Annotated in this window: 26 protein-coding genes and 1 pseudogene; 3 read left to right on the top strand and 24 right to left on the bottom strand. The window is 48.0% G+C overall.

Annotated elements, in window-relative coordinates:
- The 13 genes from QF669_08135 to QF669_08195 all read right to left on the bottom strand — a co-directional run.
- A partial coding sequence (locus QF669_08135) for a hypothetical protein (GenBank protein ID MDP6457401.1) occupies positions 1-295 on the bottom strand: 295 nt, incomplete at its 3' end.
- 99 nt (positions 296-394) lie between these two features.
- On the bottom strand, positions 395-1,168 hold the full coding sequence (locus tag QF669_08140) for a hypothetical protein (protein MDP6457402.1): 774 nt from the start codon (positions 1,166-1,168) through the stop codon (positions 395-397).
- A gap of 98 nt (positions 1,169-1,266) precedes the next feature.
- On the bottom strand, positions 1,267-1,527 hold the full coding sequence (locus QF669_08145; protein ID MDP6457403.1) for a SemiSWEET family transporter: 261 nt from the start codon (positions 1,525-1,527) through the stop codon (positions 1,267-1,269).
- A 180-nt stretch (positions 1,528-1,707) separates the two neighbouring features.
- Complete coding sequence (locus QF669_08150) at positions 1,708-2,049, bottom strand: nucleotide pyrophosphohydrolase (protein MDP6457404.1); 342 nt, start codon at positions 2,047-2,049, stop codon at positions 1,708-1,710.
- Positions 2,050-2,332: 283 nt separating this feature from the next.
- The gene (locus QF669_08155; protein MDP6457405.1) at positions 2,333-3,160 is read right to left on the bottom strand and encodes a hypothetical protein; all 828 of its coding nucleotides are present in this window, start codon (positions 3,158-3,160) and stop codon (positions 2,333-2,335) included.
- 12 nt (positions 3,161-3,172) lie between these two features.
- On the bottom strand, positions 3,173-4,021 hold the full coding sequence (locus QF669_08160) for a hypothetical protein (GenBank protein ID MDP6457406.1): 849 nt from the start codon (positions 4,019-4,021) through the stop codon (positions 3,173-3,175).
- 2 nt (positions 4,022-4,023) lie between these two features.
- Entirely contained in the window at positions 4,024-5,058 is a 1,035-nt protein-coding gene (locus tag QF669_08165; GenBank protein MDP6457407.1) for a hypothetical protein, read from the bottom strand.
- 9 nt (positions 5,059-5,067) lie between these two features.
- On the bottom strand, positions 5,068-5,931 hold the full coding sequence (locus tag QF669_08170) for a hypothetical protein (protein ID MDP6457408.1): 864 nt from the start codon (positions 5,929-5,931) through the stop codon (positions 5,068-5,070).
- On the bottom strand, positions 5,931-6,239 hold the full coding sequence (locus QF669_08175) for a hypothetical protein (GenBank protein ID MDP6457409.1): 309 nt from the start codon (positions 6,237-6,239) through the stop codon (positions 5,931-5,933). The genes QF669_08170 and QF669_08175 overlap by 1 nt, the downstream gene beginning before the upstream one ends.
- Complete coding sequence (locus QF669_08180) at positions 6,236-7,366, bottom strand: hypothetical protein (GenBank protein ID MDP6457410.1); 1,131 nt, start codon at positions 7,364-7,366, stop codon at positions 6,236-6,238. The genes QF669_08175 and QF669_08180 overlap by 4 nt, the downstream gene beginning before the upstream one ends.
- A 145-nt stretch (positions 7,367-7,511) precedes the next feature.
- Positions 7,512-9,332, bottom strand: a complete 1,821-nt coding sequence (locus QF669_08185; GenBank protein ID MDP6457411.1) for a glutamate mutase L — start codon at positions 9,330-9,332, stop codon at positions 7,512-7,514.
- 9 nt (positions 9,333-9,341) lie between these two features.
- Positions 9,342-10,193 carry a phosphatidate cytidylyltransferase gene (locus tag QF669_08190; GenBank protein MDP6457412.1) on the bottom strand — a complete coding sequence of 284 codons (852 nt, stop codon included), beginning with the start codon at positions 10,191-10,193 and terminating at the stop codon, positions 9,342-9,344.
- A 207-nt stretch (positions 10,194-10,400) separates the two neighbouring features.
- Positions 10,401-11,513 (bottom strand): heparan-alpha-glucosaminide N-acetyltransferase domain-containing protein, encoded by a 1,113-nt coding sequence (locus tag QF669_08195; protein MDP6457413.1) that lies wholly within the window; start codon positions 11,511-11,513, stop codon positions 10,401-10,403.
- A gap of 182 nt (positions 11,514-11,695) precedes the next feature.
- Here QF669_08195 and QF669_08200 point away from each other — a divergent pair, with 182 nt between their 5' ends.
- Positions 11,696-14,203 (top strand): family 20 glycosylhydrolase, encoded by a 2,508-nt coding sequence (locus tag QF669_08200; protein ID MDP6457414.1) that lies wholly within the window; start codon positions 11,696-11,698, stop codon positions 14,201-14,203.
- A 9-nt stretch (positions 14,204-14,212) separates the two neighbouring features.
- Here the strand turns inward: QF669_08200 and QF669_08205 are convergent, their stop codons facing one another.
- From QF669_08205 to QF669_08240, 8 genes and pseudogenes are all read right to left on the bottom strand, one after another.
- Positions 14,213-14,935, bottom strand: coding sequence for a prolyl oligopeptidase family serine peptidase (locus QF669_08205; protein ID MDP6457415.1), 723 nt, complete (start codon positions 14,933-14,935; stop codon positions 14,213-14,215).
- 122 nt (positions 14,936-15,057) lie between these two features.
- Positions 15,058-16,401, bottom strand: coding sequence for an acetamidase/formamidase family protein (locus QF669_08210; GenBank protein ID MDP6457416.1), 1,344 nt, complete (start codon positions 16,399-16,401; stop codon positions 15,058-15,060).
- A gap of 403 nt (positions 16,402-16,804) precedes the next feature.
- Positions 16,805-18,439 carry an ADP-ribosylglycohydrolase family protein gene (locus QF669_08215; protein MDP6457417.1) on the bottom strand — a complete coding sequence of 545 codons (1,635 nt, stop codon included), beginning with the start codon at positions 18,437-18,439 and terminating at the stop codon, positions 16,805-16,807.
- Positions 18,440-18,527: 88 nt separating this feature from the next.
- A pseudogene (locus QF669_08220) lies at positions 18,528-18,812 on the bottom strand (septal ring lytic transglycosylase RlpA family protein).
- Positions 18,813-18,933: 121 nt separating this feature from the next.
- On the bottom strand, positions 18,934-19,857 hold the full coding sequence (locus tag QF669_08225) for a dihydroorotate dehydrogenase (protein ID MDP6457418.1): 924 nt from the start codon (positions 19,855-19,857) through the stop codon (positions 18,934-18,936).
- Between the two features lie 12 nt (positions 19,858-19,869).
- The gene (locus QF669_08230) at positions 19,870-20,661 is read right to left on the bottom strand and encodes a dihydroorotate dehydrogenase electron transfer subunit (protein ID MDP6457419.1); all 792 of its coding nucleotides are present in this window, start codon (positions 20,659-20,661) and stop codon (positions 19,870-19,872) included.
- Complete coding sequence (locus QF669_08235) at positions 20,651-22,486, bottom strand: tetratricopeptide repeat protein (protein MDP6457420.1); 1,836 nt, start codon at positions 22,484-22,486, stop codon at positions 20,651-20,653. Before QF669_08235 ends, QF669_08230 begins: the two co-directional genes overlap by 11 nt.
- Entirely contained in the window at positions 22,483-23,238 is a 756-nt protein-coding gene (locus QF669_08240) for an NAD-dependent deacylase (protein ID MDP6457421.1), read from the bottom strand. The genes QF669_08235 and QF669_08240 overlap by 4 nt, the downstream gene beginning before the upstream one ends.
- 99 nt (positions 23,239-23,337) lie before the next feature.
- On the opposite strand from QF669_08240, the gene QF669_08245 reads away from it, so the two are divergent.
- Together QF669_08245 and QF669_08250 are read left to right on the top strand one after the other, a co-directional pair.
- Positions 23,338-23,811, top strand: a complete 474-nt coding sequence (locus QF669_08245) for a hypothetical protein (GenBank protein ID MDP6457422.1) — start codon at positions 23,338-23,340, stop codon at positions 23,809-23,811.
- Positions 23,812-23,904: 93 nt separating this feature from the next.
- Positions 23,905-24,099, top strand: coding sequence for a hypothetical protein (locus QF669_08250; GenBank protein ID MDP6457423.1), 195 nt, complete (start codon positions 23,905-23,907; stop codon positions 24,097-24,099).
- A 32-nt stretch (positions 24,100-24,131) separates the two neighbouring features.
- On the opposite strand, the gene QF669_08255 is transcribed toward QF669_08250, so the two are convergent.
- The 3 genes from QF669_08255 to QF669_08265 form a co-directional block, all read right to left on the bottom strand.
- A complete protein-coding gene (locus QF669_08255) occupies positions 24,132-24,539 on the bottom strand; it encodes a YkvA family protein (protein ID MDP6457424.1) in 408 nt (135 codons plus the stop codon).
- A 7-nt stretch (positions 24,540-24,546) separates the two neighbouring features.
- A complete protein-coding gene (gene hisC / locus QF669_08260) occupies positions 24,547-25,593 on the bottom strand; it encodes a histidinol-phosphate transaminase (GenBank protein ID MDP6457425.1) in 1,047 nt (348 codons plus the stop codon).
- A gap of 11 nt (positions 25,594-25,604) precedes the next feature.
- Positions 25,605-26,198, bottom strand: a 594-nt coding sequence (locus tag QF669_08265) for an FAD binding domain-containing protein (GenBank protein ID MDP6457426.1), incomplete at its 5' end; no start/stop codon positions are given.

The raw sequence follows: 26,198 nt of genomic DNA on the forward strand, positions 1-26,198 counted from the left end.
TGCCCAATTCAACAGGTGCATAATCACGAATTCGCACATGTGAACAGTCATGATGGAGATTCGTTAGTTTGTGTTCAGAAACATCACAATCAGCCTCACAGAAGCCGGGTTCGGGGGTGATTGACCAAGTATGACTGTTTAGATCGTGGGCAAGGTCAACCAATGGGATAATAGCTACCAATAACGCCAATAGAAAAGCGCTAAAAGTTCTTCCAAGGTTTCCTTCTGTTAGCAGACTCATAAAATAATTAATTCGGCAATGATCCTTCAGGGGGATTGACTCTAAATTACTCAAATAACTATTTACCTCTCATATCAAAATATACCCATCATCCCACAAACAAAAAACCCTCGTGATGAGGCTGTTGGAGCCAGAGGCGTTTCATATAAAAAATTACGAAGAATTACTCTCCAATATGCGAGCTTCGTCATAATTTGGCCATCTTGCTTGTTCTTCCTCTGTGAGCTCCAACCGAAGCGTACCCATTAACAGGTCGCCAAGAGGAAGCAAAAAGTTGGTGTTGGCATCGTTATCTATATGGTGGATATAATGATGATGATCGAGAAACCAGAACAATTTGAAATGTTCCAACCGGCTTTCGCCTGGGTGATGAACTGCATCGTGAACCCTGATAAAAAGATAGATAAACACCGTCGCTCCAGTACCCATTGATGCTGTGAACCAGATGTTGGCAGTCACCATCCATGCGATAACGATAATGGGTGCGGTAAACAGTGTGTAAAAAGCTGCGTGTGAAGTTGTTGTTAGTACACGAGTAAAAGTAGTTTGGCACAACTCTTTCTTATCGTTAGCAAAAACGGAAGGACGATTAATTGGTTCCGGGTTTACATAGCGGGTTGGAGGATAGTGTACCCAATGATGAGCCTTGTGGTGCAACTCCGTTGCTATACGGAAAAGGGGAATATGTTGGCTTTTATGCATTGTGTAACGGTGTACAGCCCACTCAACGATTGTAGCAATGAGGAAGAGAGAGATAAAACCTGCAAGTAAGGAATTGAGTACGGCAGGCGGCGTAGACTGGTTCGCCGTCAAGCGTGCTAATAACACAAGAGGACTTATGGCAGCGAGTACACCCAGAACAGCCGTCCCGATCCGCAAAGGGGTTGGTCCCCCAGTTGTCACAATACGGCCAGATAAATCTTTCATCTTATCTTCCTCGGTATAATTCTATATCTTGCGTGTTTTGTTAACCAATTCATTCGTTCTCCTTTCTAAAAGAATTATATCACGATGTGGGTTCTTCTTTAATCATCATATTTCCTTTTCATTGCAATTAAACCTGAGGTCAATACACAAGTAGAACTGCTTGTAAGTATAACCGGTAATACTCCTGTTAATATTCCATATGTAAACCACAATAACTGAGATACAAAGGTAAGAAGTAACCACTTCATAGATAAATCATTAGTATGTTTTGTTGTATATGTTTTCCAAACTTGTGGTAGAAAAGCAACAATACTTAAAGTTCCTGCCAGTAATCCTACTAATGTTATATAATCAATCACTCCAAAACTCATCATAGGAAAACTTAAAACCCAAGCCTACAGACATTAGAAAACTGGGTTTTCCAATATACTTTAAACTCTCCATTTTCAAGCCGAGTCATATCAATGTTTTTGTTCAATAAGTTCTACTCCTTACGGCGAGGAGTTTTTTCATTTCCCCAGTTCCTCAGCCACTTTCCTCTAAAACCTGCCTTTGAACTTGTCTGCTGGGTATTTGACTTTATTTTTCTCCATCTTATTAGTTACTGCTTTAGCAATATCAATCCCATTCCTGTTGGCAAAGGCTATAGAATAAATCATGATATCCGCCAATTCATCAGTGGCATCTTCTAATAGTTTCCCTTTCATCTCTTTTTGAGCTTCTTCAACAGTCTTCCATTTGAACAAATCCATCAATTCAGAAGCTTCTACAGCCAATGCCATAGACAGGTTTTTCGGGCTGTGGAATTGTGCCCAGTCTCTCTCTACAACAAATGCTTCTACTACGGTTTTAAGGTCTTGAACTGTGGTCGTATCATCCATGTTGCTCTCCAGTGGTAGTTACTGAAAAACCCTCTCACAAATTCAATGTATATACTTATCAAGAGAAAATCAACTAGTCAAAATTTGCTCTAGAATGTGAGTGAGAGATATACTTCATACCTACCCCCCTGTTATTTATGGGTATAGGGGGTCAAAACCGTTGAAAATCCTGTCCGTGAGCACGGAAAATGGGCGTCGCTTTTCCGGGGGTTATGATTGAACCATAAAGGTCTGCCGCACTTTGATGGTTTCTCCTCCGGCGTTGCTGAGTCAGATGTAAATCTTAACTTTCTAACGAACCGGTCTGCTCTCTCGTCCTGAACGCCCACAGCGCCAGCAGCGCTACCATCCCTACCAGCACCCACGACGTAGCATGGTGATACTCTGGCTTGTTGAACTCCAGTAAGTCGTAGTATCGTCCAATGAGGAGGGAGATTCGCCCCATGACGGCAAAACCGAAGGATGCGCCAAAAGAAATCATCAGAAAGTATATACCGACACGGCTGATCTTGCCGAATACGCCCGTGTGTTCCTTGGAGAAGAAGAAGTAGAACAGTCCCGTCATGGTCCCTATGATCATGATGAGAGAAGTGACAGCGGTGAACCATCCGTCGAAGAGGGGCACTGCCGCGCCGCGAATCTGTGCCACAATATTCGAATTCAGGAAACCGTATATGCGCAGTCCCGCCGCCAGCCCTACTACATAAGCCATGGACCATCGCGCCAGCCAGCCGACTTTCGGGAATATCCTCATGAGCATGAAAATGCCGAGGAAGAGCGGAACCAGATAGACGATATTAAATTCATGTCCCCTGTCGATTCCGCCTTCAGGAAATATGCCGGGATGGATCAGTCCTGCCACATTGTAGAGCCCGTACCACGCCCGCATAATCAGTCCGAGCTGTTCTCCGTCCCCTATCAGCGGCCACAGCCTGCCGAACAGATTGGGATGGATCTGCGTCCAGAAGTAGGTTGCCACCCAGTATCCTGCCGATACGCCCACAAAGATATGTTCAGCAGCCTTGTAGAAGGGATTATCCTTATAGAGATAACTGAAGATGGAGAACGTGAAGAGGACCGCAATCCAGACGCCGAAGAGTTCCATAGACACCGTCACACGCTCCTAATACTTCTTCCTCGCCCGCTGGCGTTCAATGTAGTAAGTGAAGTTGCCGAAGACAATAAAAAGGATGATGACAATATGCGCCACGGACTGGGCGTCCATTCCTGCGCGCCCCATCCCCTTCCGATCAAGAAGCGTCTCATATTCGGCTGCGCCGGGCATTCCGGCAATCAGGCCGATCATCTGCCCTGTATTGACATAAGGGATCACTTCATTCACCTGAATTGATGTATTGCCTGCCGACATGGGAATACCGGTTGGATCACTGCCGTACTGGACCCACTCGATGGCACCGGGCCAGCCGGCCGAAACAGCAAAAAGAAAATCGAAATCCAGGAGGTTACGGATGCCGTCCATCATGGGGATATCATCAATGAGAGTGTTGTTAGCATCAACGGTGTAGAGATAACGGATGTTGCTGGCAATACCTTTAACAACTGCTTCATTTCCCGGCCTGAATCCGAGGAGAACGTAGTCTTCTCCGTAGACTTTCCCCATTTCTTCAGCCCCCGCAAGCTTCAGAGCGTCGTTGGCCATGAACGGACCTCCCGGCCACAGGCAAGGGATATAGACCTTAAGGTTTTTCTTGAAGGCGTGATATAAAATAGATACAGCAATAGGATGCATCTCCGGTTTTGAAGCTGGATCGTAGTCAAATGAGACCATGATCCGCCCTCCTTCGGGGATCGCCTCGATAGCTTCGAACACTTTGATGGTCGTGGAAGTCGGTTCAACCGTCAGTCCGATAGGATTGAGAAGCGGAATCAGCACAACAATGGCAATGATCAGGAAGATGACCCTTCTGTCAACCTTGCCGAGTTTCAGCAGCAGATCCATAAGACGGGACATCACTATTTCTCCCCCATAAACGACTTTTCGATGCCGAGAATGATACGCAGACTTGTACCAACCATCCCGAGGGCGATTCCGATCATGACGGCGCGCATGCCGGCAATGTTGGGATAAAGATAGATCCATTCCTGCAGTTTGGGCAGATAGAGGAATGCGGGTCTGTCGATGGGCCACCCCATAACGGAGCCGGCAGCTGTTACCAGGATGAATCCTCCCACAACGGTGGCCAGAGTCGCTAGCCGGTTATCCACAAGCGTATTCATAACAATGGCTGCAATGAGGACAACAACATACGCCACGAACCAGGCGGAGATCGTATTCCCTATCGGGACACGGCCGAGCATGAGGATAATTCCCGCTGAAAGCAGCAGCGTCGCTTCGAAATTCCTGATGCGGAATGCTCTGTATGATGCCGAGGCGACGAAGAAAGCCAGCAGGGCAAACATGGTGGCGGCCAGCGGCGTGAAAATATTGTCAAACATCCATCTGAACAGTGACCCCTCCGAAAGGAGGTGCCCACCCCACCGCTGCGTCTCTATCTGAGAGACAGCTCCAGCTTCAGAAAGTTTATCTCTTACCGACTCAGCACCAGACATAAGCATGTAGCTTTTGTCAAGCTTCAGCTCTTCTCCTTCAGGAAGAACGCTTAATCCTGAAAGGACATTGTCCGCCTGAGAGTCCTGTACATCAGCGATCACTTGCGCCACGCTCGGAAGATTGGAGCCTGGATCTGTAATCACAATTTCGTTGCCTCCCCTGAACATAAAGCCGGCGAAAAAAGCGAAACAGAAGCCGAGAATAGCAAGGATACTGTACTGCCAGTCCTTCTTCCGGTTCAGCACCTTTTTCCCCTGCAGCTTCAACAGGTTGAGCGCGCCGAGGATCACGGCAAAGCTGGCGATGACATCATACCACTGTGTGGCGTCATCTTCAACAAAGGAGCGGATAGTCTCCTGTTCAATAAACCAGCCGAAAAGGGTCAGCAAACCGACCACGAAAACGATTGCGATGGGTACCTGTCTTTTCCAGAACATCAGCGGTTCCTACTGCACCGTCAGTATCCGTGTAATGTCGAATGCAATCCAGCCGAGATCGCGCAACGCGTTGAGGATGAAGACAATCATAATAGAAGCCATTACTACGAACTTTGCCAGATCCTGCCCTTTCAGACTGCCGAGGAGTGCCGGCCGCTGTGAGAGATAGGCGCTGGCGGCGAAGAACTCCTCGCCGATGAGAGTATAGTCGCACGCCGTTATAAAGAACGGGATCTGAGCCGGTGAACCGGTTCCCGCAACCTGAATAGCGCCGATAGAGTTGCCCGTTTCCGCCAGAATAAGCGATTCAGCATAGAATTTCCCCTGATAAAAAATGGCGGCAGGCTTCTTGCGCAGCATGATGCCGTCAACTCCGGCGGCGTAGGCAAACTGATCATCTGTAAGGTAGTGGACCATGTCATCCCGGAACAGGTCCGGTCTCCCCTCCGACACGTACGATTCTTTTGTGATTTCTCTGGCTGCCTCCATGACGATGGAACGGGCCACCGGAACCTCGAGCTCCGTCTCGTACCTCGCCGTCATCTTGGATACTTGCCCCAGGATGATGACGCCGGCCACCGTTTCCACCTGATCCATATCGACGATACCCGGAACGAAGAGAACCGGCTTACCCATTTCCGTAGCGCGCCCCACTGCCTCCTCTACCGCTTTCAGTCCGGGGATATCTCTCAGATATATCTTCTCTCCCCTCGATGCCTTTCCTATAAAGTAGAGAATGGTTCCCGATAAAACGATGATGCAGACGAACATCACCAGGCGGCTCTCCTTGAAATATGGGTGACCGAGATTCCAGTAAATGATGAACAGAGCCAGTGCAATTCCGGCGGCAAGAAGTGTCTTCTTAAGACTCATTAGGTCGCAACCTCCGCCACTTTATTCTCCTCTTCAAGCCTTTCGATCTCCTCCATCAGAAACTCCACATTGTCCCGCTCCTCGAGAAGTTCCGCCAACTGATAGTATCCCTCATTGTTCATAAAGGCGGTAACAATTGGGCCGAAGAAGACCATCGCCTGTGATCCGAGGAACGCCAGCGGTTTGGCCATCTCCAGATAGAGAATTGCCGGTGTAGTCATTCCGTGGCGAACAATCTTTGCCGCAACAGATGTGAGGACTGACCTGTCCGGTTGGTCAACGTACTGCGTAGTGGCAAAGAACTTCAATCTGTCTCCATCAGTTCGAGATTGGCTCGCGGTACGGTATATACATTCCCATCAGGAAGTTCTACCTTTGCCACGCGTACTTCAGTCTCTGACTCCATGGAATCGAGTGGTGACGGTAATGCCACTACTTTACCCAGCTGGCCGAAGAAAGGTTCACGGATGACGCGTACCAGAGATCCCTCATCAATGCCGGTAGAAGTATCAATTTCGCCATGTTCGCCTGTCAATTCTGATTGTTCGAGAGGGATAATTATTTCCGGACGCATAACACCCGCCCTGATCTGTGTGGCTCCGTTGACCGATACATTTTTTCCAATATACGATACAAGTAATTCATGCGTCCGTCTGGCCATAGGAACCAAGCCAAATCCTTCAGTAACAATCAGCGTAGTTTTCAGTGACTCAGAACCGGTTATGGCCACACCTAAAGTATAACCCAAAATAGTTTTCAAATCACTGTAATTAAATCCCCCCACTATAACCGCAGCTACTCCCAGTTGTTGTGCCTTGCGGTATCCTTCAAGAGTCAAATAGGCACCGCCGATAAGCACCTTGCCAGCATGATCTGCAGTTATGTTATCCGTATCAACTATCGATTCCCTCTCCCCTTCAATAAGCTCCAGATCACCTCTCTTTTCACCACCGATACCGAAGATCCCCTGTACAAAAGCGGCATCCGTTTCAATCGTGACACCCTCTTGCGGCAGAACATCTTTTACGATACCGCGGATGTAGGCGTCCACCTCTACGGGAATAGGCGCCTCACGAATGACTACCTGTCCTGTCACCGCTGATACTGACTCCACTACCCCCGCCACAGGAGAGTTGACGCTCGATTTGAAAAATCCGAATAGACCGCCGGTTTCAGCCAGCAGAGCCCCTTCCTTTACTTCTGAGTCAATATCTACAGCCATATAGCCTGGGACATCGCCCGATTCGATATTAAGCAAATTGGCGACGTTTACCATGCGTACATTGCCGGGAATATGAGTCGAAGCTACCACATCGGCTGGCTGCACCAAAGTGTTCACATCAGTCAACACGTCCCCTTTCATAGGTAGTTGACGCTCCTTTTGCACTTTAGTCTCGTGTAGTACTTTAAGTCCCGGTGTGTATGCGTGTGCCATTTTCTATTTTAACGTTTACAGTTTGTGAGATAAAAGTGATTAAATAATGGACAAATGGAGTAACGAGAAGATTGTCCGCTCGAACTGTTTTGATCCGATTTTCCAATAATCCGTTTCTCCAGTGCTCCAGTTTCTTTACGCTGCCTCATTCAGGATACTCCTCCAACGCTTCAGACCATTTCTTGAGCATATCCATTCTCGCCGAATCATCTTCCGGCAACACCAGCGGTCTCCCTCTCCCGTCTAAGACTATTCCTACAGCGCCGCCATTGATATTTGCAGATATCTGCTCACCGGGACCGGCGCCGACGTCAATACCCTTTTCCGGCTCGAGCAACGCTGTCACTTGTCCGAGGGGAACTTCTATCCTGATCATCTCGCCGGGCATCAGCTCATATTCTTGTGGGCTACCATCACCGAGTGTCAGACTTGCCCTCAACAGTGGTTTCCCTTTTTTCGCTCTTCCCACGGGCGCGATACAAGTCCCTAATCGAATGAGACAATCTTTGTCGAATACATGCAGTGCAGCTTCCTGAGCATCCTGCTTAATCTCATCTTCCTGAATATTGGCAAGGACACCCAGCTGAGGCATCATGAAAATAGAATCGACAGCAAGTTCAGTAATTCCTTCAGGGAGGAAAGCGTCGATCATCATATGGGCGGCCTGATTACGTCGCGGTGCATGTGAAAGAACGCCACCGGAGCCGATCAACAGATCCAGCGCCATCATATCCACAAGTGTCCCGCCCGTTCCAGCCTGCTCGAAAGCATCCGAAATGGTCCGCTCCGTCTGCACACCCTTCAGGCTGACGGCAAACGATTTGTGCTGCATAAAAGACAATCTGAGAGCTTCGCGGGCGATAGCCTGTTCAATCTTGAGATCATTGAGCGATTGAGGGATTGTTGTTGGCCGAATCATCTTGTTGGCGATACGATTGGTCAGTTCCTCTTCATCGATAGTGAAAGGGACCCAGCGCAAGATGTTGCCAAGTGTAGCTTCTGCCAGAACGTTACAGATGGAATAGCTCATTCCGAGGTTGGCGCTCACCGTCCTATTGAAGATGCCTTGGAAGACGGAGAATATGTCAGTCGTAGCGCCGCCGATATCCACACCCATGGCGGTAATATTTTCCTTCTGAGCGATCATCTCAATGAGATATCCAACAGCACCGGGGGTCGGCATAATAGGCGCATCTGACCACGACATGAGCTTGCGGTAACCAGGTGCCTGTGCCATGACGTGCTCCATAAACAGATCGTGAATCTTATCGCGGGACGGTTTCAGGTTTTCGCGTTCAAGCACCGGACGGATATTTTCCACCATGGAAAGGTCGGTTGCCTCTTCCAGCGTATCGCGGATAACCTCCCGTGCCTTATTATTGCCAGCATAGATGACAGGCAGTTTGTATTGCTTACCGAAGCGCGGTCGCGGTCTTGCCGCATTGATGATTTCCGCCAGTTCTGCCACGTGTGAAACAGTCCCGCCGTCAACACCGCCGGAAAGGAGAATCATATCGGGTCTAAGCTGGCGGATACGGGATATCTTCTGGTGCGGCAGCCGCCCGTCATTGGAGGCAAGTACATCCATAACGATGGATCCGGCTCCCAGAGCGGCCCGCTCGGCGCTCTCTCCCGTCATCGCTTTCACCACCCCTGACACCATCATTTGCAACCCCCCGCCGGCGGAACTGGTTGAAACGTACAGGTCTACCCCCTCCTCTCCGTTCTGAGGTGATATGATATCATCGCCGTCAAGAATCTTCCTGCCGCACAGTTCTTCCACTTCCATCACAGCGTTGAGAACACCCCTGGTAACGTCCTCAAACGGTGCTTCCACAGTGGTGGGCGCTTCGCCCCTCACGATGAGGCGGTATTCACCGTCCCGTTTCTCAATGAGGATTGCTTTTGTGGTAGTACTGCCGCAGTCGGTGGCAAGAATGGACTTCAGTTCTCTATCCCCGCCCATTCTGTCAGCCTAATAGATGAAATACTTTAGATAGAGGAAAGTAAGGGGTGATGCGACAATGAGGGAATCGAACCTGTCCAGAACGCCGCCATGACCCATCAGAAAATTGCTGGAATCCTTGACGCCCATATCGCGCTTGAACAACGACTCTATAAAATCACCTGCCTGGCCGAATACACCCACTATAACGCTGAATACAACGGCATCCACAAGCGTCACATCTGCAAATGATCTCGATGAGCTGTAGAATCCGAGAGAGTGAATCATCACGTAGAATACGAGTGCAAATGCGAGGCCTGAAACACATCCCACAACCGTCTTCTTGGGACTTGCCCGCTCAAGAATCTTCTTCTTCCCCCACGCCTTGCCACAGAAATAAGCCGATGTATCGCAAGTCCAGATACCGACAAAAAGAGAACCGACCAGTTTCATCCCCATGTCGTAATCAAACGGATCGACTTGCCGGATCCCGATGAGGGCACCCAGTAACAGGGGAACATAAATAATTCCGCCCATAGTAGTCATCACGTTGGCGGTAGCGTTTTCCTTGCCGCGTGTCAGTTCACTCAGTACGATAATAAGCATCATGAGAGGCAGGAAGTCGCGTGGATTGATGAAGGGTAAGGGCAACGCAGGTCCGAAGTAGTAGAACAGCGAAATAACGACACACGATATCGCTCCTATCCACAATTGCGGGGAGATCCCTTTAGTAGCCGTCAGCAGATAGAATTCTCTCAGCGCCAGGAGACAGACAAGAGTAACAAACAGGGCGAAGAAGTACCGACCAAGATAAACAGCCAGGATAATTCCCGGGATACCGAGGTAGACAACAAGCATACGGGAAGAGAGTGAACTTGACATTTGTCCTTAGGAGATGACGGCGGGAAAATAAGACTTTAGCAAAGGGTTTCCAAGAGCAAGCATTATGGTGAGTAACAACCATGGACACACACTTAGAAACAGCAATATCAGCAAACGAGTTATACTAGAAATTGTGTCCTGAAGATTAGTGAACAACTCTGCCTTGTTCCCATTCATTGATCAGGATCATATATGGGTGTGGAACCATCAAAGTTTGATAAAGATCTTTTGCCTGTATAGAACGTATGCCGGTATATAGTTAACGCATATGAAAATAATGGCATACATCAAGCTTACCAGTTTGAACGGCAGCCCGATGCCTGTGAACGCATTGAAAAAATGGTTGTTGAGGTTTTGACCGAAAAATGGGATGTTATAAAAGATAATAGCTAAAAATGCCGCCAGAACATAAACCGTGATGGAGTTGGCACCGATAACTATCCCCGGTCTTGCAATTTTAATCTTTCCGGATATATCGAGGGCATAATAGATGATGCCAAGAGTAACAGAGGCAATGCCGGAGGTCACAAGAACATAAGAACTGGTCCAGAGATTCTTGTTGAGAGGGAAAATTGTGCCCCAAATGGAGCCGATTATTACGGCAAAAAATCCAGACAGCAACAGGTAGTTGACCTTTTCTTGCTGACTGATCTTGCTCAGCAGCAATTTACCGGCGAGCATTCCGGTAATTCCAGTTACGATTGCCGGTAAAGTACTGAACAGTCCCTCTGGATCCCAGGTCCCTTTCCACATCTTACCCGGCAGTAGTATACTATCGATCCAGGCTGCCAGATTAACGCCCGGTTCCAGCATCGGTTTGCCCTCCCCTGGAGTGGGTATCAGGGACATAGCAAGCCAATAAGTTAGCAGAGTGGCGGTACCAATCCATGCTTGAGTCTTCCAGTTACAGTAAAGAAACAGAAAAGCGCATGCCAAGAAAACGAGCGCAATACGCTGCAGTACGCCGGCAACGCGAATATCAGAAAAGCTGAAATCCGGGTACAACAGGACAGGATGAAGAACATTAAGAAAGATCCCTACCGCAAAGATTTTAGCCGAGCGAGTCACAATTTTTTTGTACATCTCACTTCTCGGTGCATTAGACTCAAGACGCTTCGTATAGGCGAGGGCGATGGAAACTCCCACAAAAAAGAGAAAAAAAGGAAAAATCAGGTCAGTGAAAGTGATACCGTTCCAATCCTTGTGCCTCAGTTGGGCATAAACGTGTTCCCAGCTGCCGGGATGGTTAACCGTTATCATAGCCACAATAGTGAAACCCCTTGCCGCATCTAGTGAAATCAGTCGCCCGGTTTTGTTCATATTAGTTTTGATTTAAGTCGATTACTTAATTAGTTTATACAAGAAGTTATCAGACTTATGGCGAAACTCAAACACAAGGAGTAATTGAATTGAATAAAATTATGATGTCCCTTTTGTTTATTATATTTGCACTATCTTTGAATGGATATCAAAACACGCCGAAGCGACATGATACCACTCCAATGAACATTAAGATCAGCTGGGAATTAATCGGCAATATGATCGATGGTGAGCCGAAGTGCAGGACACGATTTATCATTGACAACAACAGTAAGGTTACATTAAACAGCTCTAACTGGGATCTATTTTTCTCCCAGCTCCCCCGTCCCCCGCTCAAGGTTGAAAGCGCCAGAGCATATATCGAGCACATAAATGGTGATTGGTTCAAACTTACGCCGGCAGAAACCTTCTTGCTTAAACCGGGACAGAAAGAGACTATTGAATGTGAGTTTAAGGGCTATATGATTAAAGAGACCGATGCGCCGGTAGGACCCTACTTTGTTATATATGATGAGCACGGAAATGAGAAAACAATTTTCCCGGTTGAAGACTATTCCATCAAACCTTTTACACGTGCTGGCCAGATTAACAGGGTTCCGTCTGACCAGACACCTATCCCGTCACCAGCGAACCGTTATGAGGCAAACAGGCATTTATCGCTACTGCCGCCTGACGAAATTGAAAAGATCGTGCCGACGCCGGTTGAGATAAAGGCATCTCCAGGCAAACTTACCGTCGACAATAAAATGGTGATCTATTATGATGATCCACTGTCCGGGGAGGCCGATTTCCTGGCGCAGCGACTGCGCGACATTACTTCAGAGAATTTTGGCATCCATATGGATGCTAACCGTGAGTCCAAAGGCTTTCACCTGGGCTTAGAGACTGTTTCAGTCAATAATGTCAATAAGGAAGCATATGAGCTTACCGTCTCCCCTGACGGAGGTGTTTTTATCAACGGAAGTGACCCGGCAGGTGTTTTTTATGGCATTCAGTCGTTCCTTGCACTCTTGCCGATTGATGCTTTCGGATCCAAGAAGAGGGAGATTGAAGTAGACGCCGTTACGGTGAAAGATGCACCGCGCTTTCATTATCGTGCTCAGCATTTGGACGTCGGCAGGAATTTCCAGTCGAAAGAGACTGTATTGAAATTGATCGATCTGATGGCTTTCTACAAGCTTAACACGTTACAGCTGTATCTTTCCGAAGACGAAGGGTGGCGGGTTGAAATCGAAAAACTGCCTGAGCTGACAGAGATAGGTAGTCGACGACAGCATTGTGCGGTAGAATCGGCGGCACTGCACCCTTCTTACGGCAGTGGACCTGCTGCTTATACCGGGGGGACATACGGCAGCGGATTTTATTCCAGGGAAGATTTCATCGAGATCCTGAAATATGCGCATAAAAGACACGTAATGGTGATTCCCACAATCAATTTCCCGGGCCATGCCAGAGCGGCCATCAAATCTATGGAAGCCCGTTACAATCGATTGATGAATGAAGGGAGAGAAAAGGATGCTGAGGAGTTCAGATTAATCGATCCCGATGATGAATCGGTCTATTTTTCTGCCCAGGGGTATAAAGACAATGTGGTCTGCGTCGCGAGAGAATCGGTGTATCATTTTTATGACACAGTTGTGAAAAGTTTGGCAAATATGTACAAAGAAGCCGGCGTCCCGTTTGAGTTTTTTCATAGCGGCGGCGATGAGGTACCTGAAGGAGTGTGGACAGAATCACCACTCTGCAGGAATCTGCTCGACAGTCATCCTGAATTCAAAGATCCGAAGAACCTGCATGTCTATTTCTTCAGAAAGCTTGTGGACATCTTGAAGAAATATGATGTCAAAATAGGTGGCTGGGAAGAAGTAGCACTCTTTAAGGACGAGGATGATCACTACGTGCCGAACAGGGAATTTGTCGGTAAGAATGTCATTCCATACATATGGAACAATTTGTGGGGCGATGAAGACTTGGGTTACAAAATGGCCAATGCCGGCTACAGCGTCGTGTTGTGCAATGTCTCAAACTTCTATTTTGACTTTGCCTATGATAAAGATCCAGAGGAACCGGGACTATACTGGGCGGGATTTACAAAGACACGTGATCCGTATGTTTTCGCACCTTTTGATATGTTCAAGACGACAACGGAGACATCTATGGGGCGTCAGGTCGACATTGACAAAGAGTATCGAACCAGGGAAAGGTTAAAGGTTGAGAATCGTAAAAATATCATCGGCTTGCAGGCTCAACTATGGAGTGAAACCATAAAGGGCGGCAATATGCTGGAATACTTTTACTTGCCGAAAATTATCGCGTTTGCAGAAAGCGCATGGGCATCCGAAAGAGGCTGGGAAACTATTGAAGACCATACTGCCAGAACAAAGGCTATCAATAAATCGTGGAATGTTTTTGCAAATAGTCTCGCTCAGAGGGAACTGCCGAGACTGGACTTGGTTTTTGGTGGTTCTAATTACCGGATACCACTCCCCGGTGCGGTAGTGGAAAAGAGAATACTTAAGGCGAACGTGGAATTTCCGGGACTCAAGATACGGTACACATCAGACGGATCCACTCCGGACGGTAATTCCACACTTTATACAGGCCCGGTTGAAGTGACGGGCACAATAAAACTGCGCGCTTTTGATAGTGCAGGCAACGCAAGCCGCACCTCAATAGTGGCTACGAATTAGCTAAAAATTCTAATGATCGGTCCGTCTCTGGGCCAGCAGCCAATCGTATAATCCAGGGTTGGCGTACGTTTCTGTCCACGAATCGTGATTGGCATCCGGATATAATGTATAAGTCACATTGCCGCCTGCTTTTTGTAGCGCCGTGACCATTTTTTCAGAATTTTCTGATAAAACAACCTTATCCAGCGCTCCGTGAAATACCCGTATGGGTAGATCTTTCAGTTTGCTGACGGTTGACGGGTCACCGCCGCCACAAATCGGTACGGCTGCCGCGAACAGGTCAGGACGGCTGGTTGCCAGTGACCAGGTACCGTAACCCCCCATACTCAGTCCAGTAAGATAGATTCGATTCCTGTCAACACGATAATTGTGCACGATTTTTGACAGGAGGTCTAACACTTTTTGCTGCATAAAATCGTCCGCCCAAACATGATCAATAGGACATTGCGGTGATACGGCGATGAAAGGAAATTCTTTTTCTGTTGCCACGATCTTCGGGATGCCGTGTATTTTTACCAGATCCAGATCTTCACCTCTCTCACCCTTGCCGTGCAGAAACAGGATTAATGGCCAGCGTGTTTTTTGACTCTCATTATAATCCTGTGGCAGAAAAAGCAGGTATTTAAAATCTATATCATTCTTTCCCGTTGCCTGTAAGCTCATTTTTCGCTGCTGCCCAAGGTTTATGGTTAGTGTAAATGTCAAGAATAATAGTATGAATTTTTTAGTCATTATATAGTTTATCAGCTGGTCCGCCGGTTAACCGGGATTAGTAACGCCTATATGTTCGTAATGATACAACACGGTCTTCCGACCGTGTTGAGCTGCACCGCCCGGGTGGTATCGCGTTTCGATCAGGAACCGTTGCCGTATTGGTCATGAACCAGGGGCATAATTCCCCGTTTTTCGAGCTTGTCTACAGGCGCCCTGAAAGTCACCTGAACCACACCCGGATTCCGTCCGATCTCGATGGCACCGGTTATAGTAGCCCTGTTCTTGACCTCAGGAACAGACATTTCCAGAAATTCGGCGGCCCGCACAAGACCGTTTTCTGTCGCCGCGTTCAGATCCGGACCGGTCCCCACAAATGATATCGGTGCCGACTCTTCCATTTCTTCAAGACCCCAGGCAATGGCTACAGTTTCAGCCCGTTCGCGCTCTGCATCAGTCAAAGGCTGGGCAAGATAGGGAAGATCTTCTTTAAGCGGCAGTATGATGGGACCGTCAATCGCCAGTCCCTTCAAGACGTGGACCTGGATACTCACAGTACCGGAGATGTCCGCCGTGTGACCTGCGATTTCTCCATCGCCCTGCATGGCGTGCATATCACCAAGATAGACACCGCCACCGGGAACCTTTACTGGACAAATAAGGATGGCTCCAGCCCGCACTGCATCAATGTCCATATGACCGTCAGTACGGTGAGCAAGCTTATCAGCCTCGATACCGTAATCGTGAGGAGCTCCAATCAGAAATGTCCCGAAATCGCCGGCATTATGCGAGTCCGGCATGGGAATGGCCGGTGTGGTACCGATTTGTCCCATAAATGGTCTAAGCCGTGCCACGACACCGACAAGATCGCTGGGACAGAAGGCCAGGATCGGGTGCTGGGCCGATTTTTCAGGCAACGCAGCATAGTGATCCGCGCTCCTGCCAACCTCCTCCGCAGCTTCTTTATGCAGGGTAACACCTACATTCCGGTTGCTGTCGAAGAATATTGTATATCCATTGGTAAAGGTGAAAGCGGTAACGTCGTTGCCACACTTCACACAACGGACGGATTCCTGACCAATTCCCTCCAGACGAGTCTCGGGCCACACCTCATCACAGGTGGGACACTTGTCAGCAACATAGGGATCACCCAGGAACCGATCTTCCATCCACTGATCGTTTCCTGAGGCTGTGGCCATGGATGTGACTGTAATGTCCTTGATGCGGATGACTATTGCATCACCCACTTCGGCGCCGGAAACGTAAACTGATTTGGTCACCTCGTGACCTCCCCGAATAGCCGGGGTGATCATAGGACCCCAGCAGCCAGGCGCTGTGTTTGCCACAATGTGACCGCCATCTTTCACCGGGCCCAGCATCGGCTTATTAGGATCAAGAATACCATCGGTAAATTCATCCACATAAACTGTTTCGTGTCCGCTGGTCTCAGCTGATTTGGTAGCTGCTACCGCTTGATCTTTTGCCATGACTTACTCCTTTTCATTAGAATATTTGTTTACTGTAATCATTTGAGCACTTTAGGCTATTCCTCTTCAGACTGTCAACCTCCTTTATAATTCAGCATTGATTCAGTTTACATCAAGGCAGGGAAAAGGTCAAGTACTGATGGAGTAAGAATCAAGCGTCTTCCCCGCTATTCAACTGTCAGCGATTGATGTCATTCCACACCAGAGCGCGCCCCTAGCGTTTTTTATAAAGGGTAAAGTCGTAAAACAGCCACTAACTGAGGATACATCTATAATTAAACAAAAAGGGGATCATCATGAACGATACCTTAATCATACTAACTGCCCTGCTGTTTAAACTCAGCTGTATTCTACTATCCGAATCTGGCTGCAGTTAGCAGATTCAGTTGAAAAGTATAATTATTCATTCAAACGAAAATTTAACCAACTCATTATTTTTCGGACCTTTTTTGAATACCCGCGCAGACTGGATATAGATCCTGCTACCTTTGGACTTTTCTTTTTTGGTACCCTTGACCACTAATTTCAAGGTGTGCTGCCCTTCATCGAGTTGAAGTTTGTGCCATAAAAAGGTTTCCCGGTTCTTTTCTTGTCCAAAATGATCGTAATAGGTATCAATAGTTCGTTGGAATTGATCATCCAGATAGATATCAGCTCGTCCGCCGTCCTTTTTCCAACTACCAGTCAGGGCAACGCCGTTACCTGTGAAAGTGAAACTTACTTCATCCCCCGCTTGATCAGCATATTTGACCTGAGTCTCAGGCAGGTGTTCTGCCTGATAGCTTAGATCATAAGATGACCAATTGCCTTCCCATTCCCAGCCAGCGCTGTCATCAACATTCGTCTCGTAGGCTGGAATCGTTTCTGGAAAAGCCACTTCTAATGCAGAAGACTTCGGTTCCTGAGGCTTGATAATGAACCCGGAAGCTGTTTTTGTGCCGCCGTTTTGCAGAATGATCTGTTCGGCATACATCATCGTTTGATCTATCGCCTTATTGAAAGAATAATTCGTGTGCAGAAAGAGTGAATCAGCAATAGGCATTATCCCGCCTTTCCACTGATCCGGAAGTGCGTCGTAACCGTTTATGATGCCAATGACGGCCGCTGCATTGGATGGATTACAATCGGAATCTTGACCGCTGCGAGTGGCTATTTCTAATGTTTTGCCCAGGTCACCCTCACCGTAAAGCAACCCCATTACGATGTATGCACCGTTTAATTTTGCATCGATATTGAAATTATTGAAGGGCTGACACATATCTGCTGCATCCCATTTGTTTTCCAGTTCCTGCCAGGCTGTACGCCAATTATCAGGATATTGACGATGCAGTTTGATCACGTCCCGGATACAACGGGCATATTCGCTTGCAGCAGGTAGCGAAAGCAATGCCCGCTCGATGACGCTCGGAATGTCTTTTTCGAAATAGGAAGCTGCATAGATAGCGGCCACAAACTGACCGCCGTAGATCCCGTCTCCATAGTTCATGATACGGCCCACTTTATCTGCGATTAGATTAGCGGTTTGCGGCATAGCAGGGCACATAAAGCCAATGTAGTCCGATTCGATTTGGAAGTCGATATCATCCGCATGCAGATTGTATTCAGGACTTCCGGATTCCGGGGGCAAGATACCATCGAAGAAGTTTTTTCTGGCTTGTACGTTGGCGTGCCAAAGCCAGTAACCAGCATTGGCAAAGGCTTCCAACATTTTTGAGGTCGGTGTATCCAACCCAGCATCGGCATCCATTGCCATCATGAAGGTCAGCTGAGCGTAAAGGTCATCTTGGTTTAAAGCATTTTTTACCTGTTCGGGCGTCCACGCAATTGAATCCTCATACGTCCTGGCCAAGGCCCTGAATTCAGTAGGTGCACCGTAAGCTACGCCAATCATTTTACCCGCCCAGCCTCCGGCGATCTTATCTCTTAATTCTTCAAAAGAAATGGTCAGCGATTTATCCGCTGCTGCACAAAAGGGAAAGATTAACAAGAACACGCACAAGAGCAAACAAAGTAGTGAAGCTATTTTCTTAGTAATCATGACCTCTCTCCCTTGCCGAATCAGGTTGAAAAGTATAATGTGATGTTCAAGTTTATTCCTTCCGCTTCATATACTGATCATCGCCGATCTCGATGATCTCAATCTTCACCTTGGCGGTTCCTAATCCTACAAAACCGAGCTTAACCGCTGCACCGTAGGAACAGTCAAGAATCCTCCCCTTAGCATAAGGTCCTCTGTCGTTAATGCGGAGAATGATGGACTTCTTGTTATCCAGGTTAGTCACTCGCACCAGCGTATTCAGCGGCAGAGTCTTGTGCGCCGCTGTCAGTCCGTACATGTCGTAAGTCTCGCCGTTGGCGGTCACTTTACCGTGGAAGTCCTCGGCATAGTAGGAGGACATACCGGTCTGAATCCTACGATGACCTTTAACCTTAGATGAAGCTTTACGGCTCTTCTTGGGCGTGCCCTTGCCCCCGTACCGCGGTGCCGTGGAACATCCCAGTAACGCAACCATCAGCAGGAGTATCAGCGGCTTACGGTTCATCTTTGAGAGCACCTGTCAATTGTGATACGGCAGTAATTCCGTATTCCTCACAGTAATCAATCATTCCATCCAGGACTGTCACTCCCGCCGCTGGATCTCTGAAGTTCGCCGTGCCAACCTGAACAGCCGACGCCCCGGCCAGCATATACTCAACCGCATCGCTCCCGCTGGTAATACCACCGATGCCGATGACCGGGATATCTACGGCTGATGCAATTCTGTGCACGCAGGCGATCCCGATGGGACGGATGGCGGGGCCGGAAAGTCCACCGATTCCTGTTGCGATATTTGACTGTTGCGATGAGGTATCGACGCTCATGCCGAAAACGGTATTGATGGCAGAAACGGCATCGGCTCCTCCCTCCTCGGCGGCTTTGGCAATCTCCACAATGTCGGTAACATTAGGCGACAGCTTTATAATCAGCATCTTCTGTGTCCGCAGCCTCAATTCCTTAGTGAGAGTGAGCGTCATCTCAGGATCGACTGCGAACTCCATCTTGCCGCCTTCCACGTTGGGGCACGAAATATTGATCTCGTAACCAGCGATTGGACCGTCCGCTTTCTCCAGCTTCTCCATCACATTCGCGTAATCAGATACGGTAAAGCCGGCAATATTGGTGATAATCTTTGTCTCAAAGGATTCGTACAGCGGCAGCATTTCACTGATGTAACGGTCGACGCCGATGTTGGCCAGTCCGATTGAATTGAGCATCCCTGACGGCGTCTCAACCACTCGCGGCGGCGGATTGCCTTCCCGCGGCTGAAGAGTGATGGACTTCGTTACGATGGCACCTAGCCTGTTGATGTCTACCAGATCGGGAGTCTCTACACCGTAGCCGAAGGTCCCCGATGCCACAAATACAGGATTGGAGAATTCTACTCCGCCGATAGTTATACTTACGTTAACAGCCATCCAATATAACCTTCACTCTATCACTATTTCCCTAGCATCATAGACCGGACCGTCACAGCAGACAAGAGAATAGTGCTTATGATAGCTATCTTCCACTGGTTTTTCGCGGTCCAACCCGATGACACATCCTTGACATAACCCCGTGCCACACGCCATGTAGCTCTCCAGTGCCATTTGGCATCCGATTCTATTGGCGACAGTGTAGTCGCGCACCGCCTTCAGCATCGGTCCGGGACCGCAGGCGAAAACGGTGGAATGATCGGCTTCAACTGTCAATCTCTCGAGCGCGGGCATGACTGTCCCCTCTTCTCCCAATGAACCGTCATCGGTCGTCAGGAAAATTTCTTCTCCGGGATTATGATCAAGAAAGTGCTCATCAGCGGTAACTGCTCCGATAATGAGTTTATGATCAATTCTCTCATCCTGCAATCGATGATGCAGCCATAGAACTGGCGCAATGCCGACCCCTCCGCCCACAAGGACTGGCGTCCCAATCTGAGCATTCACTTCAAATATGTTTCCCAACGGTCCAAGAACATTGAGGCTGTCTCCCTTCTCCTTCTTTGATAATGCTCTAGTCCCTTCACCAAAAAGTTTGTAGATGATCTCCAGATTGTCTCCGCTGTTTCCGGCAATGCTCATCGGTCTCCGCAGCGGCATCTGCCACGCTTCCGAGACGGCGATATTCACGAACTGTCCGGGGCCCTGAACCTCTTTACAGATGTTGGGCGCCGCCATCTCCATACGCCATATGCCGCCGGCGATCTTTCGATTATTCGTTACGATTGCTGATTCAATTCTCATCAGTACCGGAAAGGGTGTCTGCGATGGTATCCGTCAGCGATATCTGTAAGAGTGTCAGCTCATCATATCTCGATCTCGCGAATTGCGCCTGCTCCGTCTCAGGATACTGTTCAATCAGCTTGACGTAGAACAGCAGCGAATTCGCCATGTCGTTCAGCTGGCGGTCGTAGATGGTCGCCGTGGCCAGCAGGCTGAGGGGAACAAATCTTGATGAGGGAAATCCGCGCACAAGTTCTGCATACGTTTTCAGTGCCGCCTCAGGATTGGACGCCTGTTGAGTCTCAGCTATCTTCAACAGATCTGCAGCGGCGTCTTCAATTACTATTCCGCGAGATGCGGCAACCGCACCGGCGTACTCACTATCAGGGTAGTCTGCCATGGTAAGGTCCGCCAGTTCTATCGCCCTAGACGTGTCGCCCATCTCTGCATATAGTTGCGATAGAGCATAAAGTGCCTGGGGTCGTTTCACATTTGATGAAGAACTCTTCAGCAGCCGTTCAAAGACGCGGACACCACTATCTCTCTCCGCGAAATGAAATGCTAAAAGTTCGCCCACGGCATACAAATTTTCATCCAGTGAATTGAGTATTGCTGCTGTATCAGCCGAAACAATTTCAGATGGTAGAAGGCTTGCAATGGAGTCAGTTTCGGAACCGTCCACATTGTCGGTAACCGTTATCTGTTCGCCTGCACGAGAAGCGCCGCGGATTTCGCTCAATTCCGCTTCCAATCGCTCTACTTCCGCTGACGCTGTCAGAAGATCATCTATCTCTTTCTTTTTTGCCTTTGCCGATGGTGCATAGATGGATGCGCGCTTCTCCTTCACTACACTGTCGAAGTACTTTCTCGCCTGTCCGTAATCTTTTTGCATCTGCAGTGCAATTATTCCCAAGTGGTAGTATGCCTCAGCAGAAGTAAGCGTCTTGGGGAATTCCTCCGTTATAAGGCGATAGCGACTTATCGCGTCGTCGAAATTAGATTGGGTCTCATACAGTTTTGCCAGTTCAAGATGAAGGTCAGCACGGATACCGATGAACTTGTCATTAGAGAGAAGATTCTGTACCTCAGATACCGTTTGATCCCACTGCTTTTCCAGGCGTGTGATCCTCACAATCTGCAGATGCGCTTTTTCCACCTGTTTGGCATCACCGCCAAGATCGATGACCTTACGATAATTATCCAGCGCATAGTTATACAATAAATTCTCAAATGCCAGTTCCCCAACCCTATAGTAAACGTTTGAGCGTTCCGACGAGCTGCGGGCATAGTCTCCAGAGATACCGTAGTGCCACAGCGCGGAATCTAACTGCTGACGTTCAATGTAGATATCGCCAGCCATCTGGTGCCCTAATGCCAGTCTATCACGCGCCGATCCTCCCTTTGACTCCTTTGGCTCTGTAATTAGACTGAGGAGAGCATCCAACGAAGCGTCGCCCTCTCCCAGTTTCCATCGGCATCTCACCAACCACAGGTCGGCATCGGCGACCAGATCGCTCTCTGGATGTTCTGAGCTCAGTCTTTCAAGTGTCACTTTAGCTGTAGAGAAGTTACCTCTGTAATACTGTGCTTTACCCTTAAGGAGGAGCGCATCATCTCTCCACCGTGATTCAGGAAAGTTGCTCAGAACAGTATTGCATTTATCAATTGCCTTTGCCAACGACTCGTCCGTTTTCTTGGAAAGTTTATCAGATGCTTGATTCTTCAGTAAATCCTCTTCCGCCTCCTTGAAATACTGCTGCGCATTGTAGAATGTGTTGAAATACGCGCACGAGAGAAACCAGGATGCTGTCAGAATCACTGTAAGACCGTTCTTGAAAGACTTCATTTAATCATTTCAACGATCCGGGGTAAAGCGCTTCCCGATGGACTCCGAAGTACAACATCCATGATTGATGAAATCTCAGTCGGTTCAGGGTTGATTTCAACCAGAAAGGCGTTGTTTCCTTTGGCAAGCGATGGCAGACCGGCGGCAGGATAGACAGCGCCTGATGTTCCCACCGAAAAAAGGACATCAGTCTGACTGCACAAGTTCTCGGCCTTCTGATATGCATCCATCGGCAGTCCTTCTCCAAACCAGACCACATCCGGTCGGATTAGACCGCCACAGGCGTAGCAATGAGCGATTGCACCTTCATCATAATCATAGTCGTCATCGTCAAAGTTCTTACAGCACTCAACACAATAGTTTCGGAAAATGTTCCCGTGCAGCTCGATCACATCCCTGTTGCCAGCTTTCTGGTGAAGATTATCCACATTTTGTGTCACGACGCGGCATGCAACAACTTTTTGCTGCAGTTCCGTAATAGCAAAGTGTCCTGCGTTCGGGCTTACCTCCTCGACTAACTTCTTTCTATGGCGATACCAGCTCTGCACCAGTTCAGGATTATTTATGAATGCATCGAAGTTTGCCAGATCCTCCGGCCGGAACTTTTGCCAAAGTCCCTCTGCACCGCGGAAAGTTGGCACACCGCTCTCGGACGAGATCCCGGCGCCGGTGAGGAATACGATCCTGGTGGAAGCGTTGATCCGGTCCGCCACCGATGCTACAAAGGAATCCATCGATTCAGAAACGATCATCGAGGTTCATTAAGAATATATCTCATCGGAAATTATCCGTCCTGAATTTTACAATAGTCTCCAGAAAAATAAACTGTTAACTTTTCCGTGGATGGATTAATGAAAAGAATCCATGTTACAGTCGTTATTACGCTTCAATTGACTGCTCTCTTGTACGGCAGCTCCGACACAACGATGGCAGAGCCGGAAGAGACACTTATCATCTCGCGGAAAGATACCGGATTTCTCAAGGTAGAGTGTGATTCTGTGGGTCTTGATATCTATGTTGATAATATGCTGGTGGGTCAAAGCCCCATTGATGTCCCTGTAGCTCTGCCCATAGGCGACCATATTGTCACCTACCTCCACCCTCAATTTCTCGAACTTCTCACGCAGTATTATCATGAACAGGAAATACAGCAGATCGTATCGCGCAGTATGCAGACTGTCTATATCGCTCCAGGACAGATCGTATCGGTCAATCTGTGGTGGCGTCCTTACGAAAGCCACCTGAAGGTGAGAAAGCGGTGGATCTGGCTGAAATCATTTGTCGGTGCAGTGATCGCGGGAACAATCCTGGCACTGAATATATAGTTTGTAACAGCATCTTTCCCCCAGGAAGAGACACCTCTTGATCAGTCATAATCAGGCTTTTATTGCAATCCCCGCTAATCTTAAATTACAGCTATGAAAGATCATTCCACTTTTGATCCTGAACTGCGGTTTCGCCCTGATTACGTCTGGCCGGCTGAAGGAACGGAAAAGGATTGTCCCAAATGCGGTAATCCGCTGACACTCAACGAGAACCGTCCTGATTATATGGGTAAACCGTGGTGGTGCGGAAGATGTCGCTGGCAGTTCAGCGATGATGAAGTTTCGTAGCGACTTCCCTTTCCATCAGATTTCGCAATATATCATCTAATTGATGGCAGTAATCCTGGCGACGATTTAATCACCTCGTTTATAATCCAGCGGACAATCACAAGGTCGTCTACATAACCAAGCATTCCTATGGAATCGGGCACCTCATCTTCTTCCTTGATGAAGTAATTGAGTGCAAAAAGAATCCGTTTGCGATTCAACTTGCTCAAGTCGTTTACATTATCCAGGGTTTCGTACAGGATTTCAATATCGTTTATCAGCTCCAGTACAAAACTGGAAAACTCTCTGCCGATAACCAGTCCTTTCAGCTTGGCCGGTAACCGGGCAATAATTTCCTGTTCACTCTCCAAAGGGAATTCTTCAATCATTTTCGTGTAACGGTTGATATCCTTTTCTGTCAGTGTAAAAGTTACCGGTGTGAGAGGATTTGGCTTATCCATAGTATTTCTAGGTTACCGAGCTGGCCGACATATTCTCTTTGGAACAATCTTTGAGGCAGGATACAACTCTCTGATTGACTTCCCTGTCGCCTACCGTGATGCGCAAAGCGTTTTTTTGCCTAAAGAAGCTCATATTACAAATAAGTAGTCCTTCATTCTTCAAATAATTGAAAACCTGCTCTTTGTATTCATCGTCTTCAAACGGCATGTAGATGAAGTTAGCATGCGACTGTTCAACATCATAACCAAGACTGAATAGCTCAGTGTACAGGTACTCCCTTTCCCTTGCATTCTCCGACGCACACCATTCGATGTACTCTGATTCGTCAAGTGCGGCTTCCGCCGACTTCTCAGCAAGCACATTTACCGACCGCAGCAGACGGTGCTTTTCCATTCTTTGTGAGATCTCTTCATGTGAAATTGCATAACCGACACGCATTCCAGCGAGGCCGTAGATCTTCGAAAATGTGTGCAGTATAACAAGATTCGGGAATTCTTTCAGAAGTGCCAGTGAATTTGCATAAGACTCGTCGGTTACGTATTCAAAGTACGATTCATCAGCTACGACCAGCGTTTCTTCCGGCACCGAGTTTAACAGATGCTTCAATTCATCGTGCGTAATGATGGTTCCTGTGGGGTTGTTCGGGTTTGCGAAGAAGATGGCGCCGGTGCTTTCCGTGCAGAGAGGGATGAGAAGATCCACATCACATACATTACTTGTCATTTCTGCGATAACGCATTTCTTGTTGTTCAATTCTGCCTGATAAGCGTACGCCATGAATGTCTTGTCGAAGGTTAGTATTCCACCATCTTTGGCCACCAGTGCTTTGATGATTATGTCGATTAACTCATATGTTCCGGCACCCACAGTGATATTGGCGGCGGAGACACTGTATTTATCGGCAAGCTTTTGCTTTAGACTGTTTGGAACAAAATCGGGATATTCATTAACAATACTGGAGTATCTATTTATCGCTTCTATCGCTTTTGGTGGCGGTCCGTAAAAATTCTCATTTGCCACTAATCTGACTGTCTTTTTCTGCGTATTCATCATATTATACCTGATTATTGGTTAAAAACATTACTGCTGATATTCCACAGTACCTGTCGCCGGTACCACTCCGAGGCACGCATATCGGAAATCGGTGCGGCGTACTCCACAACCCCGTCGGCAAACTGCTCCCTGTCTGACTTAGTCATTTGAAGCGTATTTTTTTCCTTAATAAAATCGCACGCTTTCTGAGTAAATATTACTGTCTCAGCAACCGAACCGACGGCTACACCCGATGCTGAGATAATTCCATCTTCATCAGTCAGGATATGATACGCAAGGGAAACGATGGCTATCTCCATGGAATTGCGTGTGCCAACTTTGACAAATCCAGAAAGTACTTTATCATCAAGTTTGTCCAGGGGAACAACCACACTCCGCAGTACCTCATCCTTTTTTAAGACTGTTTCCTTCACTCCAGAGAAGAATTCCACAAGCGGAACGGATCGTACATCACCGTTCACTGTCAGGATTTCACAATCAGCGTCCAGCGCAACCAATGCACAAGACACGTCGCCAGCCGGCGAGGCGGTGCATATGTTTCCGCCCACAGTTGCCACCGACCTGATCTGCACAGATGCCAGGCTTTCTATCGCTTCAATCAATAC

It is taken from the genome of Candidatus Neomarinimicrobiota bacterium (assembly GCA_030743815.1).
Lineage (GTDB): Bacteria > Fidelibacterota > Marinisomatia > Marinisomatales > S15-B10 > UBA2146.